The sequence below is a fragment of the Stenotrophomonas pavanii genome (assembly GCF_900101175.1).
In the GTDB taxonomy this organism is placed as follows: Bacteria; Pseudomonadota; Gammaproteobacteria; order Xanthomonadales; family Xanthomonadaceae; genus Stenotrophomonas; species Stenotrophomonas pavanii.
Genome location: NZ_FNFQ01000010.1, coordinates 57,243 through 73,161 on the forward strand (window position 1 = coordinate 57,243; position 15,919 = coordinate 73,161).

General features: G+C 66.4%; 11 protein-coding genes. 6 read left to right on the forward strand and 5 right to left on the reverse strand.

All coding sequences use genetic code 11. The features are described 5' to 3' along the window. Positions 1 to 9: 9 nt before the first annotated feature. Together BLS66_RS16090 and BLS66_RS16095 are read right to left on the reverse strand one after the other, a co-directional pair. On the reverse strand, positions 10 to 408 hold the full coding sequence (locus BLS66_RS16090) for a type II toxin-antitoxin system VapC family toxin (RefSeq protein ID WP_005416402.1): 399 nt from the start codon (positions 406 to 408) through the stop codon (positions 10 to 12). Between the two features lie 6 nt (positions 409 to 414). Beyond that, the gene (locus BLS66_RS16095) at positions 415 to 639 is read right to left on the reverse strand and encodes an AbrB/MazE/SpoVT family DNA-binding domain-containing protein (protein WP_005409505.1); all 225 of its coding nucleotides are present in this window, start codon (positions 637 to 639) and stop codon (positions 415 to 417) included. Positions 640 to 941: 302 nt separating this feature from the next. Here BLS66_RS16095 and acnA point away from each other — a divergent pair, with 302 nt between their 5' ends. Further along, a complete protein-coding gene (gene acnA / locus BLS66_RS16100; protein ID WP_074726312.1) occupies positions 942 to 3,695 on the forward strand; it encodes an aconitate hydratase AcnA in 2,754 nt (917 codons plus the stop codon). A gap of 90 nt (positions 3,696 to 3,785) precedes the next feature. Here the strand turns inward: acnA and BLS66_RS16105 are convergent, their stop codons facing one another. Continuing rightward, positions 3,786 to 5,336: a BCCT family transporter gene (locus BLS66_RS16105; protein ID WP_074726313.1), complete on the reverse strand. Its 1,551-nt coding sequence runs from the start codon at positions 5,334 to 5,336 to the stop codon at positions 3,786 to 3,788. Between the two features lie 169 nt (positions 5,337 to 5,505). On the opposite strand from BLS66_RS16105, the gene betI reads away from it, so the two are divergent. The 5 genes from betI to BLS66_RS16130 all read left to right on the forward strand — a co-directional run bounded on the left by betI (position 5,506) and on the right by BLS66_RS16130 (position 12,324). Then, complete coding sequence (gene betI, locus BLS66_RS16110; RefSeq protein WP_014647011.1) at positions 5,506 to 6,096, forward strand: transcriptional regulator BetI; 591 nt, start codon at positions 5,506 to 5,508, stop codon at positions 6,094 to 6,096. 38 nt (positions 6,097 to 6,134) lie between these two features. Continuing rightward, entirely contained in the window at positions 6,135 to 7,607 is a 1,473-nt protein-coding gene (betB, locus tag BLS66_RS16115) for a betaine-aldehyde dehydrogenase (protein WP_057495112.1), read from the forward strand. A 101-nt stretch (positions 7,608 to 7,708) separates the two neighbouring features. After that, complete coding sequence (gene betA, locus BLS66_RS16120; RefSeq protein WP_021202070.1) at positions 7,709 to 9,391, forward strand: choline dehydrogenase; 1,683 nt, start codon at positions 7,709 to 7,711, stop codon at positions 9,389 to 9,391. Between the two features lie 222 nt (positions 9,392 to 9,613). Further along, entirely contained in the window at positions 9,614 to 11,290 is a 1,677-nt protein-coding gene (locus BLS66_RS16125; RefSeq protein WP_049466783.1) for a long-chain fatty acid--CoA ligase, read from the forward strand. Between the two features lie 161 nt (positions 11,291 to 11,451). Then, on the forward strand, positions 11,452 to 12,324 hold the full coding sequence (locus BLS66_RS16130) for a crotonase/enoyl-CoA hydratase family protein (RefSeq protein ID WP_014647007.1): 873 nt from the start codon (positions 11,452 to 11,454) through the stop codon (positions 12,322 to 12,324). Positions 12,325 to 12,394: 70 nt separating this feature from the next. Here the strand turns inward: BLS66_RS16130 and BLS66_RS16135 are convergent, their stop codons facing one another. Next, entirely contained in the window at positions 12,395 to 14,572 is a 2,178-nt protein-coding gene (locus BLS66_RS16135) for a response regulator (RefSeq protein WP_074726314.1), read from the reverse strand. Next, positions 14,569 to 15,714 (reverse strand): cyclic di-GMP phosphodiesterase response regulator RpfG, encoded by a 1,146-nt coding sequence (gene rpfG, locus BLS66_RS16140; protein WP_049466787.1) that lies wholly within the window; start codon positions 15,712 to 15,714, stop codon positions 14,569 to 14,571. The genes BLS66_RS16135 and rpfG overlap by 4 nt, the downstream gene beginning before the upstream one ends. Positions 15,715 to 15,919 lie beyond the last annotated feature (205 nt).

Consider the following 15,919-nt stretch of genomic DNA (forward strand, 5'->3'; position numbering starts at 1 on the left):
AAAGTGGGCTCAGGCGTGCGGCACGATCAGCTTCAGGCCCTTGAAGTAGTCGCGGTAAAACGTGTCGTTCCAGGTGATCAGGCCATCGCACTGCAGCAGTGCGTGGGCGCCGACCATGAATTCATCCAGGCTGCGGCGGCTACCGCCGCGCTGGCGATGACGGCGGTGCATCTCGCCGGCGCGCAGTGCCGACTTGGCTTCCATCGGGTTGAAGTGCACGCCCATTTCTTCCAGCGCTTCGAGCACCTCGGCACCGCCGCGCAGCGATGCGCAGACTTCGGCCAGGGTCGCGCCGCAGACCACCACGCGGCCGCCGACCAGGCTCTGCCGGAGGATGGCTTCCACGGCATCGGCCTGCGGGCCATTGCTGAGCAGCTCGACCAGTACCGGTGAATCGACGGCGATCATCACGGCTTATTCCTCGTCGCGCACCGCGCGCACCGCCGCATCGGACGACTCGAAGCCGTCCAGGGCGAACTTGCCGCGCGCCCGTGAAATGGCATCGTCAACACTCTTGCGCAGGATGATGCGACTGCCGTCCAGCTCGACCTTCAGCAGCGTGCCCTTGGTCAGGCCGAGGGCATCACGCACCGCCTTGGGCAGGGTGATCTGTCCGCGTTCTGCAACAGTGGCTTCCATCGGTAGGCCCTCCAGAGTATGCACAAATTATACATACTTCCCCGGGCATACTTCCACCCTGAACAGGACCGGCGCCCCGCCAGCCCTTGCCTCGCAAAGGATCGGCCACAAACGTGACATACGCCATACACCTCCCCCTGTAGTCTGGAACCGATGCCGCAGGTCGGAGCCCGGCCCGGATGAACCCATTCAGTCCGGGGTTCATACTGGGACGACCGGGGCCCTCAGGCCCGCGGCGACCGCAAGCAGGCCCGCCCATGCGCGGGCCACTGCAAGCCATCCGCAAGAAGGAGTTACCCCGCATGAGCGATTCGTTCTCCACCCGCAGCCAGCTGAACGTCGGCGGCAAGACCTACGACTACTTCAGCCTGCCCACGCTGGGCCAGCGCTTCGATATCTCCCACCTGCCCTACTCGATGAAGATCCTGCTGGAGAACCTGCTCCGGCACGAGGATGGCGGCGTCACCGTCGGCAAGGACCACATCGAGGCCGTGGCCCGCTGGAACCCGGCCGCCGAACCGGACACCGAGATCGCCTTCATGCCCGCGCGCGTGGTCCTGCAGGACTTCACCGGTGTGCCCTGCGTGGTCGACCTGGCCGCGATGCGCGACGCCGTCGTCAAGCTCGGCGGCAAGCCGGAGCAGATCAATCCGCAGATTCCCTCCGAACTGGTCATCGACCACTCGGTGCAGGTCGACGTGTTCGGCAAGCCCGACGCGCTGGACCTCAACGGCAAGATCGAATTCCAGCGCAACCAGGAACGCTACGGCTTCCTGCGCTGGGGCCAGAAGGCCTTCGACAACTTCAAGGTGGTGCCGCCGAACACCGGCATCGTCCACCAGGTGAACCTGGAAAACCTGGCCCGCGTGGTGATGACCGCGGACAAGGATGGCAAGGCCGTGGCCTACCCGGATACCGTGTTCGGCACCGACAGCCACACCACCATGATCAACGGCATCGGCGTGCTGGGCTGGGGCGTGGGCGGCATCGAGGCCGAGGCGGCCATGCTCGGCCAACCGTCGTCGATGCTGATCCCGCAGGTGGTCGGCTTCAAGCTGACCGGCAAGCTGCCCGAGGGCGCCACCGCCACCGACCTGGTGCTGACCGTCACCCAGATGCTGCGCAAGCTCGGCGTGGTCGGCAAGTTCGTCGAGTTCTACGGTGATGGCCTGCAGCACCTGCCGCTGGCCGATCGAGCGACCATCGGCAACATGGCCCCGGAATACGGCGCCACCTGCGGCATCTTCCCGATCGACGCCGAGTCGCTGAACTACCTGCGCCTGTCCGGCCGCAGCGAAGAGCAGATCAACCTTGTCGAGGCCTATGCCAAGGCGCAGGGCCTCTGGCATGAGCCGGGCAGCCCGCATGCCCAGTACAGCACCACGCTGGAACTGGACATGGGCACGGTGAAGCCGTCGCTGGCCGGCCCGAAGCGCCCGCAGGACCGCGTGCTGCTGGAAGACGTGCAGAAGAACTACCGCGAAGCACTGGTCGGCATGACCAGTAACCGCGACAAGCGCAGTGATGATGTGTCCTCGTTCGTCAATGAAGGCGGCGGCGCGGCGGTCGGCAACGAGCAGCTGGCCAAGGGCTTCGCCGACATCGAGATCGAAGGCCGCAAGGTGCGGCTGAAGGACGGCGCGGTGGTCATCGCTGCCATCACCTCGTGCACCAACACCTCCAACCCGGCGGTGATGATCGGCGCCGGCCTGCTGGCCCGCAATGCGGCCGCCAAGGGCCTGAACCGCCAGCCGTGGGTCAAGACCTCGCTCGGGCCGGGCTCGCGCGTGGTCACCGACTACCTGGAAAAGGCCGGCGTGCTGAAGGAGCTGGAGAAGATCGGCTTCTACGTGGTCGGCTACGGCTGCACCACCTGCATCGGCAACTCCGGCCCGCTGCCGACCGAGGTCAGCGCTGGCATCGCCGCCGGTGACCTGGTGGTCACCTCGGTGCTGTCGGGCAACCGCAACTTCGAGGGCCGCGTGCACCCCGAAGTGAAGATGAACTACCTGGCCAGCCCGCCGCTGGTGGTGGCCTACGCCATCGCCGGCACCACCGACATCGACCTGACCACCCAGCCGCTGGGTACGGGCAGCGACGGCCAGCCGGTGTTCCTGCGCGACATCTGGCCGAGCAACAAGGAAATCGGCGACGTCATCGCTGCCACCATCGGGCCGGAGATGTTCAAGCAGAACTACGCCGACGTGTTCAAGGGTGACACCCGCTGGAACACCATCGCCTCGCCGGACGGCAACCTGTACGCGTGGAGCGATGCGTCCACCTACATCAAGAACCCGCCGTACTTCGATGGCATGACCATGCAGACCGGCAGCATCGACGACGTGCACGGCGCGCGCGTGATGGGCCTGTTCGGCGATTCGATCACCACCGACCACATCTCCCCGGCCGGCAACATCAAGAAGGACTCGCCGGCGGGCCGCTTCCTGCAGGAACGCGGCGTGCAGCCGGCCGACTTCAACAGCTACGGCAGCCGCCGCGGCAACGATGACGTGATGGTCCGCGGCACCTTCGCCAACATCCGCATCAAGAACCTGATGTTCGGTGGCGAGGAAGGCGGCAACACCCTGTACTACCCCGCCGGTGGTGGCCAGCCGGAGAAGCTGGCGATCTACGATGCCGCCATGAAGTACAAGGCCGACAAGGTGCCGCTGGTGGTCCTGGCCGGCAAGGAATACGGCACCGGCTCGTCGCGCGACTGGGCGGCCAAGGGCACCCTGCTGCTGGGGGTGAAGGCAGTCATCGCCGAGAGCTTCGAGCGCATCCACCGCTCCAACCTGGTCGGCATGGGCGTGCTGCCGCTGCAGTTCCGCAACGGCGAGAACGCCCGGAGCCTGGGCCTGGACGGCTCCGAAGTGATCGACATCACCGGCCTGCAGGACGGTGCCAGCAAGCGCGCCACGGTCACCGCGACCAAGGCCGACGGCACGAAGAAGACCTTCGAGGTCTCGGTGATGCTGCTGACCCCGAAGGAAGTCGAGTACTTCCGTCATGGCGGCCTGCTGCAGTACGTGCTGCGCCAGTTGGCCAGCAAGTAACGAAAAGGGCCGGATCCGCACGGATCCGGCCCTTTCCGTTTGCGATGCCCTCCTGTAGAGCCGAGCCTGCGCTCGGCTCTACAGAAGCGCTTACCGGCGTGGCGCATCCGGGTCGGTGCGCAGCGCCTTCAACAGGCCCCACATGTAGAACGCCAGGGTGAACGAGAACGGCAGGCCACACAGCACCACCGCCGTCTGCATCGCGCTGAAATTGCCGGCCAGCAGCAGGCCGACGCTGGCCACGGTGATGCCGGCCGCCCAGAACACGCGCAGCCAGATCGGCGCGTCATGGCCATCTTCGACGCCATCGTCAACGCGACGGGTGCACAGGTTGGCGATCATCAGCGTGCCCGAATCGACCGGGGTCAGGAACAGCACGAAGCCGATCACCACCGCGGCACCGGCCACGTACGGCGCGCCGGGCAGGTACTCCAGCAGCTTGAACAGCGTCATCGCCGCATCGTGCTGGGCCACCTCGCCCAGGATCGACTGGCCATGGTTGAGCACCAGGTCGATGGCGGTGTTGCCGAAGATCGACAGCCAGGCCAGGGTGAAGCCGAGCGGGATCAGCAGCACGCCCATGATCACTTCGCGGATGGTGCGGCCGCGCGAGATGCGCGCCACGAAAAGGCCGACGAACGGCGCCCAGGCGATCCACCACGCCCAGTAGAACAGCGTCCACGACCCGATCCATTCACGGCCCTTGGGATCGTTGAGGTACATGTCGAAGCTCTTGCGCACGAACGCGCCGAGATAATCGCCGGTGTTCTGGATCAGGCCGTCGAACAGGTGCAGGGTCGGGCCGGTGACCAGCACGAACAGCAGCAGGCCGCACAGCAGGCGCACGTTGAGGTTGGACAGCCACGCAATGCCCTTTTCCACGCCAGCGACCACGCCGATGGTGGCCACCACCATCATCACCAGCACGATGGCCACCAGCACCTGCGGCGTATCCGGGATGTGGAACAGGTAGACCAGGCCGGACTGCACCACCAGCGCGCCGATGCCGAGGTTGGTCACCATCGAGATCAGCGTGGCCAGGATGCCGAAGCCATCGACCATGTCGCCGATGCGGCCATGGATGCGCTCACCGAAGATCGGGTACAGCGCCGAGCGCAGCGCCAGCGGCAGGTCGCGGCGGTAGGCGAAGTAGCCCAGCGCCACCCCGACCAGTGCATACAGCGCCCAGCCATGCAGGCCCCAGTGCAGGAAGGTCAGCACCATCGCCTCGCGGCCGGCGGCCACGGTGCCGCCAGGCTGCCCGGGCGGGTGCAGGAAATGGTCCAGCGGCTCGTAGGCGCCGTAGTACAGCAGCGCGATGCCGATGCCGGCCGAGAACAGCATCGAGACCCAGGCAACGTAGCCAAAGGCCGGTGATTCCTCGTTGTGGCCCAGGCGGATGCGGCCGTAAGGCGAGAACGCCAGCCACAGCACGAAACCCAGGCACAGCACGATCAGCAGCATGTACCACCAGCCGAACGCGGCAGAGACCTCGGCCTGCGCCCATTGCAGCCAGTGCTCGCTGCCTTCGGGATAGAGAACGGTGAGCAGCCCCAGGATGCCGATCGACACCGATGAGCTGAGGAAGACAAAACGGTTCAAGCGCAGGGGCGAACGCTTGGGATGAGCCAGGGAAGACATGGGATCGTCTCATCAGTCCGGGGGAGCACATGGGCGGGGCCGGACCGGAAAACCGGGCCCATGGCGTGGGGCGCGAGCGCATCCTAGGGTTTATTGATTGAACGTTCAATCAATAAAAAGCATAATGGCCGGCAACCCGATCCTTCGGGTCGCAAACCGTGGAGAGACAATGCCGAAGAAAGGCGTGGAACCGGTACGGCGCGAACAGCTGATCCGGGCCACTTTCCAGACCATCGACGAGATCGGCATGGCCGACGCGACCGTCGCCACCATCGCGAAGAAGGCAGGGCTGTCCAGCGGCATCGTCGCCCACTACTTCGGCGACAAGGACGGCCTGCTCAATGCTGCAATGCGGCAGATCCTGCGCGAACTGAAGGACGCCGTCGCCCGCTACCGCGCCGAGGCCAGCGATGACCCCCGCGAGCAGCTGCGTGCCATCGTCGATGGCAACTTCGACGACAGCCAGATCAACGGTACCGCGATGCGCGTCTGGCTCACGTTCTGGGCCGCCAGCATGCATCAGCCGGAACTGGCCCGGTTGCAGCGCGCCAACGATCAGCGCCTGTTCTCCAACCTGTGCCACCAGTTCAACCGCCTGCTGCCCCATCCGCAGGCGCGCCTGGCCGCCCGTGGCCTGGCCGCGATGATCGACGGCCTGTGGCTGCGCGGCAGCCTGGTCGGCGGCCAGTTCAACGCCGACAAGTCCCGGCGCATCGCCTACGGCTACATCGACTTCCAGTTGCAGGCTGCCGCGCTATAAGCGCTTCAGCACCCGCCCCCTTCCAAGGAGTACGCCCCATGACCACCCTGCCCGTCCAACAGCTCTACATCCACGGCCAGCGCGTCGATGCCACCAGCGGCAAGACCTTCAAGACCGTCAACCCGGCCACCGGTGAGGTGATCGCCGAAGTGCAGGTTGCCAGCCAGGCCGACGTCGAGCGCGCCGTGCAGAGCGCGGCCGAGGGCCAGAAGGCATGGGCGGCAATGACCGCGATGGAGCGTTCGCGCATCCTGCGCCGCGCCGTCGAGATCCTGCGCGAGCGCAACGACGAACTGGCCCACCTGGAAACGCTGGACACCGGCAAGGCGCTGGCCGAGACCACCACGGTGGACATCGTCACCGGTGCCGACGTGGTCGAGTACTACGCCGGCCTGGCCACCGCGATCGAAGGCATCCAGCTGCCGCTGCGCGAATCGAGCTTCTTCTACACCCGCCGCGAACCGCTGGGTGTGGTGGCCGGCATCGGCGCCTGGAACTACCCGATCCAGATCGCCATGTGGAAGTCCGCCCCCGCCCTGGCCGCCGGCAACGCGATGGTGTTCAAGCCGTCCGAAGTGACCCCGTTGACCGCGATCCGGCTGGCCGAGATCTACACCGAAGCCGGCGTGCCGGCCGGTGTGTTCAACGTCGTGCAGGGCCCGGGCCGCGAGATCGGCCAGTGGCTGACCGAGCACCCGGTGATCGAGAAGATCTCCTTCACCGGCGGCGTCGCCACCGGCAAGAAGGTCATGGCCAGCGCGGCGTCCTCGTCGCTGAAGGAAGTGACCATGGAGCTGGGCGGCAAGTCGCCGCTGGTGATCTGCGATGACGCCGATCTGGACCGCGCCGCCGACATCGCGGTGATGGCCAACTTCTTCAGCTCCGGCCAGGTCTGCACCAACGGCACCCGCGTGTTCGTGCCGCGCACCATGCTGGCCGCGTTCGAGGCCGCCGTTGTCGAGCGCGTCAAGCGCATCCGCATCGGCGACCCGATGGCCGCCGAGACCAACTTCGGCCCGCTGACCAGCTTCCCGCACATGGAAAACGTGCTGCGCTACATCGAAAGCGGCAAGGCCGAGGGCGCCCGCCTGCTGGTGGGCGGCGGCCGTGCCACTGAAGGCGCGCTGGCCAACGGTGCCTACGTGCTGCCGACCGTGTTCTCCGATTGCCGCGACGACATGACGATTGTCCGGGAAGAGATCTTCGGGCCGGTGATGAGCATCCTCGCCTACGACGACGAAGACGAAGTGGTGCGCCGCGCCAACGACACCACCTTCGGCCTGGCCGCCGGCGTGGTCAGCAAGGACATCAGCCGCGCCCACCGCATCATCCACCGCCTGGAAGCGGGCATCTGCTGGATCAACACCTGGGGCGAATCGCCGGCCGAAATGCCGGTCGGTGGCTACAAGGAATCCGGCGTCGGCCGCGAGAACGGCATCTCGACCCTCGGCCACTACACCCGCATCAAGTCGGTGCAGGTCGAGTTGGGCGACTACGCCAGCGTGTTCTGACCGGCGCTCCGCCAGCACGCCCCTTCGTCCGGCCATCGCGCCGATCCGACATTCCGCCGCGACGCCTGCCCGCAGTGCGTCGCGGCCTGCAGGAGACACCCATGAGCACCCATAACGAGTACGACTACATCATCATCGGCGCCGGTTCGGCCGGCAACGTGCTGGCCACCCGCCTCACCGAAGATGCCGATGTCAGCGTGCTGCTGCTGGAAGCCGGTGGCCCGGACTACCGGTTCGATTTCCGTACCCAGATGCCGGCCGCACTGGCCTTCCCGCTGCAGGGCAAGCGCTACAACTGGGCGTACAAGACCGATCCGGAGCCCTTCATGAACAACCGCCGCATGGACTGCGGCCGCGGCAAGGGCCTGGGCGGCTCGTCGCTGATCAACGGCATGTGCTACATCCGTGGCAATGCGATGGACTACGACAACTGGGCCAGCATGCCCGGCCTGGAAGACTGGACCTACCTGGACTGCCTGCCCTACTTCCGCAAGGCCGAAACCCGTGACATCGGCCCCAACGACTACCACGGCGGTGACGGCCCGCTGCGCGTGACCACGCCCAAGGCCGGCAACAACGAACTGTTCGCTGCGATGGTCGAGGCCGGCGTGCAGGCCGGCTACCCGCGCACCGACGATCTCAACGGCTACCAGCAGGAAGGCTTCGGCCCGATGGACCGCACGGTGACCCCGAAGGGCCGTCGCTCCAGCACCGCCCGCGGCTACCTGGACCTGGCCAAGCCGCGCCCGAACCTGACCATCGTCACCCACGCGCTGACCGACCGCATCCTGTTCTCGGGCAAGCGCGCGGTGGGCGTGCAGTGGCTGCACAACGACCAGCCGCAGCGTGCGACCGCCCGCCGCGAGGTGCTGCTGTGCGGCGGCGCCATCGCCTCGCCGCAGATCCTGCAGCGCTCGGGCGTCGGCCCGGCCGACCTGCTGCGCAGCCTCGACATCGACCTGGTGCACCACCTGCCCGGCGTCGGCGCCAACCTGCAGGACCACCTTGAGATGTACCTGCAGTACGAGTGCAAGAAGCCGGTCTCGCTGGCCCCGGCGCTGAAGCTGTACAACCAGCCGGCGATCGGTGCCGAGTGGTTGTTCCTGGGCACCGGCATCGGCGCCAGCAACCAGTTCGAGGCCGGTGGCTTCATCCGCAGCGACGCCGAATTCGACTGGCCGAACCTGCAGTACCACTTCCTGCCGGTGGCGATCAATTACAACGGCTCCAACCCGATCAAGGCGCACAGCTTCCAGATGCACGTCGGCTCGATGCGCTCGCCCAGCCGTGGCCGCATCCACGTGCGCTCGAAGGACCCGCGCGAACATCCGAGCATCCTGTTCAACTACATGTCGCACGAGCAGGACTGGCGCGAGTTCCGCGCGGCGATCCGCATCACCCGCGAGATCTTCGCGCAGCCGGCACTGGCACCGTACAGCGGCCGCGAGATCTCGCCGGGCAGTGCACTGCAGACCGATGCACAGATCGATGCGTTCGTGCGCGAGCATGCCGAGACCGCCTACCACCCGTCCTGCTCGAACAAGATGGGCCATGCCGACGACCCGATGGCGGTGGTCGATGGCCAGGGTCGCGTGCACGGCCTGGAAGGCCTGCGTATCGTCGATGCCTCGATCATGCCGCAGGTGGTGACCGGCAACCTCAACGCGCCGACCATCATGATGGCCGAGAAGCTGGCCGACGTGATCCGCGGCCGCACGCCGCTGGCCCGCAGCACCGCGCCGTACTACAAGGCCAACGGTGCGCCGGTGCGCAAGCAGGGTTGACGCAGGCGGCCAGCTTGGGGCCACGGTAGTGCCGGCCGCGGGCCGGCATCTATCGGATGGCCTGTCCAGCGCAGATGCCGGCCAGCGGCCGGCACTATCCAGCAAAGAGGCTCTCCGGGGCCTCTTCGCGTTTTCCCTACGGCGGGGTATGCTGCAATGACCGGCCGTTGTCGATACGCTCAGGGTCGGAACCTAATACATCACGATTCCTGGAGGGGGAATATGAGTCTGGATCGTCCCTGGCTGCAGAGCTATCCGAAAGGCGTTCCCGCCGAAATCGACGTCAACGAGTTCCATTCGGTAGCTTCGGTCTTCGACGCTTCCGTCGCGAAGTTCCGCGACCGTCCCGCCTACTCCAGCTTCGGCAAGGTGCTCACCTATGGCGAGACCGACGCGCTGGTCGAGCAGTTCGCGGCCTACCTGCTGGGTGAGCTCAAGCTCAAGAAGGGCGACCGCGTCGCCCTGATGATGCCCAACTGCCTGCAGTACCCGGTGGCCACCTTTGGCGTGCTGCGCGCCGGCCTGACCGTGGTCAACGTCAACCCGCTGTACACCGCGCGCGAGCTCAAGCACCAGCTGATCGACGCCGGCGTGACCGCGCTGGTGGTGGTCGACAACTTCGGCGACACCGTCGAACAGGTCATCGCCGATACGCCGGTCAAGCATGTGGTGACCACCGGCCTGGGCGACCTGCTCGGCGCCAAGGGGGTGATCGTCAACTTCGTGCTGAAGTACATCAAGAAGATGGTGCCCAACTACCATCTCAAGGGCGCGGTGCGCTTCCGCCAGGCGCTCAAGCTCGGCAGCCGCCACAGCCTGCCCAAGGTCGAGATCGACCACGACGACATCGCCTTCCTGCAGTACACCGGCGGCACCACCGGCGTGGCCAAGGGCGCGATGCTGACCAACCGCAACCTGATCGCCAACATGCAGCAGGCCTCGGCCTGGATCAGCGCGTCGGGCATCGAGATGGGCAAGGAGTGGATCATCACCGCCCTGCCGCTGTACCACATCTTCGCGCTGACCGCGAACGGGCTGGTCTTCATGAAGTTCGGTGGCTGCAACCACCTGATCACCAACCCGCGGGACATGAAGGGCTTCGTCAAGGAGCTCAAGTCGGTGCGCTTCACCGCCATCACCGGCGTCAACACGCTGTTCAACGGGCTGCTCAACACCCCCGGCTTCGACACGGTCGACTTCTCCTCGCTGAAGGTCACCCTGGGCGGTGGCATGGCGGTGCAGCGCGCCGTGGCCGAGCGCTGGAAGAAGGTCACCGGCGTGACCCTGGTCGAGGCCTATGGCCTGACCGAGACCTCACCGGCGGCCTGCATCAACCCGCTCACCCTGACCGAGTACAACGGCTCGATCGGACTACCGATCCCGTCCACCGATGCCTGCATCAAGGATGACAACAGTGCCATCCTGCCGCTGGGCGATGTCGGCGAGCTCTGCATCAAGGGCCCGCAGGTGATGAAGGGCTACTGGCAGCGCCCGGAGGAAACGGCCAAGGCCATCGACGCGGACGGCTGGCTGCATACCGGCGACATGGCCAAGATGGACGAACACGGCTTCTTCTACATCGTCGACCGCAAGAAGGACATGATCCTGGTGTCCGGCTTCAACGTGTACCCGAACGAAGTCGAGGACGTGATCGCGATGATGCCGGGCGTGCTGGAAGTGGCCGCAGTCGGCGTCCCGGACGACAAGTCCGGCGAGGTGGTGAAGGTGGTCATCGTGAAGAAGGACCCGAACCTGACCGCCGAAATGGTCAAGGAGCATGCCCGGGCCAACCTGACCGGCTACAAGCACCCCAAAATCGTTGAATTCCGAAAGGAGCTGCCGAAGACCAACGTCGGCAAGATCCTCCGTCGCGAACTCCGCGATACGCCCGCCCAGTAAGGGTTTGCGGCAATTTGAACGATGCAGGGCCCGGGGCGGAAACGTCCCGGGCCCTTTCGCATGCGACGCCCCTGCGGCGGTGTAGCATCGCCGCGTGTGTGGACCGTTCGGCCCGCCGGCCACCCACCTGACACTGCGGGCCGCATGCCGAGGACCCTTCCATGAGTACCATCGAAAAGCTGCCTTCAAGCGGCTCACCGTTCGCCACCATCCGTACCGAAGACAGCGCCGACGGCGCTGCCCACTGGCTGTTCATGCACGCCGATGCCGCCACCGGGATCCGCCCCTGCTGCCGCAAGGACATGCTCGACGAAATGTGGAGCTACATGGCGGCCATCACCCGCAGCCCTGCCGAACGCCACAACGGGACATTGCGGCATTTCGTGCTGGCCTCCGACGCCGTCGCCTACAACCTGGGCGGCGACCTGGACCTGTTCACCCGCCTGATCCGCGAAGGCAACCGCGACCTCCTGCTGAACTACGCCCAGCGCTGCGTGGAGGGCGTGCACCACCTGCACACCGGGTTCGGCGGCGACGTCCGTTCGATCGCGCTGATCCAGGGTGACGCCCTCGGCGGCGGCCTGGAAATGGCGCTGGCCTGCCACACCATCGTCGCCGAGGAAGGCAGCGGACTGGGCCTGCCGGAGGTGCTGTTCGGCCTGTTCCCGGGCATGGGTGCGTACTCCTTCCTGTGCCGGCGCGTGTCCCCCCACCTGGCCGAGAAGATCATCCTCGACGGCCGGGTCTACAGCGCCGAGGAGATGCACGCGATGGGCGTGGTCGACGTGCTGGTGAAGAAGGGCGAAGGCCGGGCGGCGGTGGAAGAACTGATCCGCCAGCAGCAGCGCACGCCGCAGTCCTATCTGGCGATGAACGCCGCACGCGCCATCGCCCAGCCGGTCAGCTACGACGAACTGCTGGAGATCACCAAGGTATGGGTCGATTCCGCCCTCGCACTCGGCGACCGCTCGCTGCGCACCATGGATCGCCTGATCAAGGCCCAGACCCGTCGCGCCAGTCTCGACGCGGCCTGATTCCTCCCCTCCCCCAGGATGGGTTCAAGCCCGGCTGGCCACCGGGCTTTTTTTGAATTCACGCCACGCCTCAGCGCGCTTCACCATCGTCGGCGGCTCCGCGCATGCGGCGTTCGGCCCGCGCGTCCAGTGCGCGCCGGCCTTCCTTGATCGCCTCCTGCAGGATGCCCAGGCGCGTGCGCCATTCGGTCTTCAGCTGCCAGTCGGCCATCCGCATCAGCTCGCCGGCACGGTTGGACGCGCGCATCAGGCCAAGGTTGCTGGCCACGCCCTTGATCGCGTGGGACTGTTCGCGGAACACGTCCCAGTGAGCCGCCTCGCCGGCCTGCTCGGCCTTGCCCATGCAGCTCGCCACGTCTTCCAGGCACTGGCGGATGAATTCACGCTCGAAGCTCTCGCCCATGCCCAGCGAGGCCAGTTCGTCCAGCACGCTGCTGTCGAGCACGCCATCCTGCAGCGGCGCCGCCGGTCGCACCACCGGTGCGGCCATGGTCTTCAGCTGGGCATTGCTGGCGATCTCGGCCAGCGTATCGAGCAGGCGCACCGCAACGACGGGCTTGGCCAGGAAGGCATGTGCGCCGGCCTGGGTACAGCGCTGGATCGCCTCGGGCGTTACATCCGCACTGAGTACCAGTACCGGCGTGCGCGGACCGCCGCCGGCCTGCATCACCCGCAGTTCCTTGAGCATGTCCAGCCCGCTCATGCCCGGCATGTGCAGATCGACGATGACCGCGTCGAACTCGCTGTCGGCCAGCGCATCCAGCACCGCCTCGCCGCCGTCCACGCACAGCACGCGATGGCCGGCCTTCTGCAGCAGACGCTGCAGAACCATGCGGTTGGCCTCGTGGTCGTCGGCCACCAGGATCTGCATGCTGCGCACGCGAGCGCGATGGCGCAGGAACGGATCGGCAAAAGCGATCACGTTGCCGCCCGGGCCCGCGCCTTCGTCGCCGCTCAGGCTCGGCACCGCGCCCGGCACCTGCGGCTGCGGCGGCGCGAACGGCAGTTCGACCCAGAAGTGGCTGCCGCGCGGCGGGTTTTCCAGATAGCCGATGTCACCGTCCATCGCCTCGACCAGGCCCTTGGCGATGGTCGTGCCCAGCCCGGTCCCCTCGTGACGGCGCGCCATGCTGACGTCGGCCTGCTCGAACGCGTCGAACAGCCGTGCACGCATGGCAGGTGGCACGCCGATGCCGGTGTCGAGGATGTCGAAGCGCAACCGCACCGCCCCGCTGGCATCGGCCTGTACCACGCCGACCCGGATTTCGACCCGGCCATGGTCGGTGAACTTGACCGCGTTGCCGGCCAGGTTCAGCAGGATCTGCCGCAGGTGCCCGACATCGCCGCGCACGCGTGGCGGCACACCGTCGGCCACCTTCACCCGGTAATCCAGCCGTTTGGCCTTGGCCTGTGGCAGCAGGATCAGGCCGATCGCCTGGATCACGTCGGCCACGGCGAAGTCCTCGGCCACCACGCGCAGCTTGCCGGCCTCGATGGCCGAGATGTCCAGCACTTCCTCCACCAGTGCCAGCAGGCTGCGCGACGACGCCTGGATGGTGTTGAGGCACTCGCGCTGCTCGTCATCCAGGCGCGTGGTGGCCAGCACTTCGGTCATGCCGTTGAGACCGTTCAACGGCGTGCGGAACTCATGGCTCATGTTGGCCAGGAACCGGCTCTTGGCCTCGCTGGCGCGGCGCGCCTCGGCCATCGCTTCGGTCAGCTGCCGCAGCAGTGTCGAGAAGTACAGCGGCACCGCTGCCAGGCCCAGCCAGAGGCCGATGGCCAGGCGGAAATTCTGTTGCCAGTAGGGCGTCAGCAGCACGGTACAACCGAAGCTCACCATGGCCATCGCCACCGCCACGTACAGGTAATGGTTGCCGAAGCGCATGCCGTTGCCGACCGTCACCCACATCACCACGATGTAGACCCAGGCCAGCGGCTCGCCCATCTGCACCATGCCCGCAGCGATCAGGCCGTAGTCGGCCAGCATGCCCAGCACGCGGCGGGGATCGGAACGCGCCGGCCGCCACAGCAGCCAGCCGAACAGCAGCAGCGACAGGCTCAGGCCGGTCAGCACGATCGCCAGCACACCGACGTACTGGGTGTGCGGCAGATCGTGGCGCGGCGCCGGCAACAGCACGTAGGCCAGGATCAGGCTGATCAGCACGATGCGGACGATCTGCTGGCCGTGCTCGCTGTCCTGGCGCTGGGACAGGCGCAGCCGCAGCTGCGACAACAGGCGTTTCACGCGCCCAGCCCCGGGCGCGCGGACGCCATCGAATGCTCGGCGCAGATCTGGTCCAGCTGTTCGCGGCCGCGCAGCAGCGCGTCCACGCATCGGGGATCGAACAGCCGGCCACGCTGGGCGTAGAGATAAGCCAGGGTGGCTTCCATGGTCCATGCTTCCTTGTACGGACGGGGCGAAATCAGGGCGTCGAAGACATCGGCGACGGCCACGATGCGCGCTTCCAGCGGAATCGCATCGCCGACCAGCCCGTCGGGATAGCCGCTGCCGTCGTAGCGCTCATGATGACGCAGTGCGATCAATGCGCCAACCTGGATGAAACGATTCTGGCTGCCGCTCAGCAGTTCATGGCCAATCCGCGGGTGCCGGCGCATGATCGCCAGCTCTTCCTCGTTGAGCTTGCCCTGCTTGAGCAGCACCGCATCGGGAATGGCGATCTTGCCCATGTCATGCAGCGGCGCAGCCATTTCGATCAGGCGCACGTCCTCCTCGGGCAGCCCGAGCTGTTCGGCGATCAGTCCGGCCACGCGCGCCATGCGCTCCAGGTAGGCGCTGGTGCCGGCGTCACGGAACTCGATCGCCCGCGCCAGCCGCGACAGCGTTTCGCGCTCGCGCTCTTCGACCTCATGCATGCTGGCCAGCAGGCGCTGCTCCAGCGACAGCGCCCGTTGCTTCACGTTCTCGGTCTGCTGGCGCAGCTGCAGCAGGTTGTAGCAGCGCGCACGCAGTTCGCGCGGGCGGATCGGCTTGACCAGGAAGTCGATGACGCCGGCTTCCAGTGCCGCCTGGCGGATCGGCTCGTCACCGACCACCGTGATCAGGATCACCGGAATGTCGCGGTGCTTGGGCAGGCGACGGAAACGACGGGCGAATTCCAGCCCATCCATCTCCGGCATGCGGTAATCGAGCAGCAGCAGGTCGACCGGATGGGCTTCGCACCAGGCCAATGCGGTCAACGGGTCTCCGAAGTCATACACGCTCAGTTCCGGCGCGATGTCTTCGATGACGTGACGCAGCATCGTCCGTGCGGAAGTCTGGTCGTCAACGATGACGATGTTCAACGCGTACTCTGCCTGGTTTTTCGACCACGCTGGATCATCAGCAGGCGAGGATACTCTGCCGCTGCGAACGCTCGCACCCTGCATCGGCCTGACTCCCGTGTCATGCGTCCCGATTCATGATCGTCATCACAATGTGAAGCGGACTCCCCACACCGTGCCCTCCCCCTGGCGCCGATCAAGCCATAACAGGCGTCAAGGTAGTGCAATTACGATACGCCGAGTGCGGGACGCGTCAATCGCGCCGTCTCGTTTCGGGACGGCGCGCACAATCGGGAGTCAAAAAGGCGAC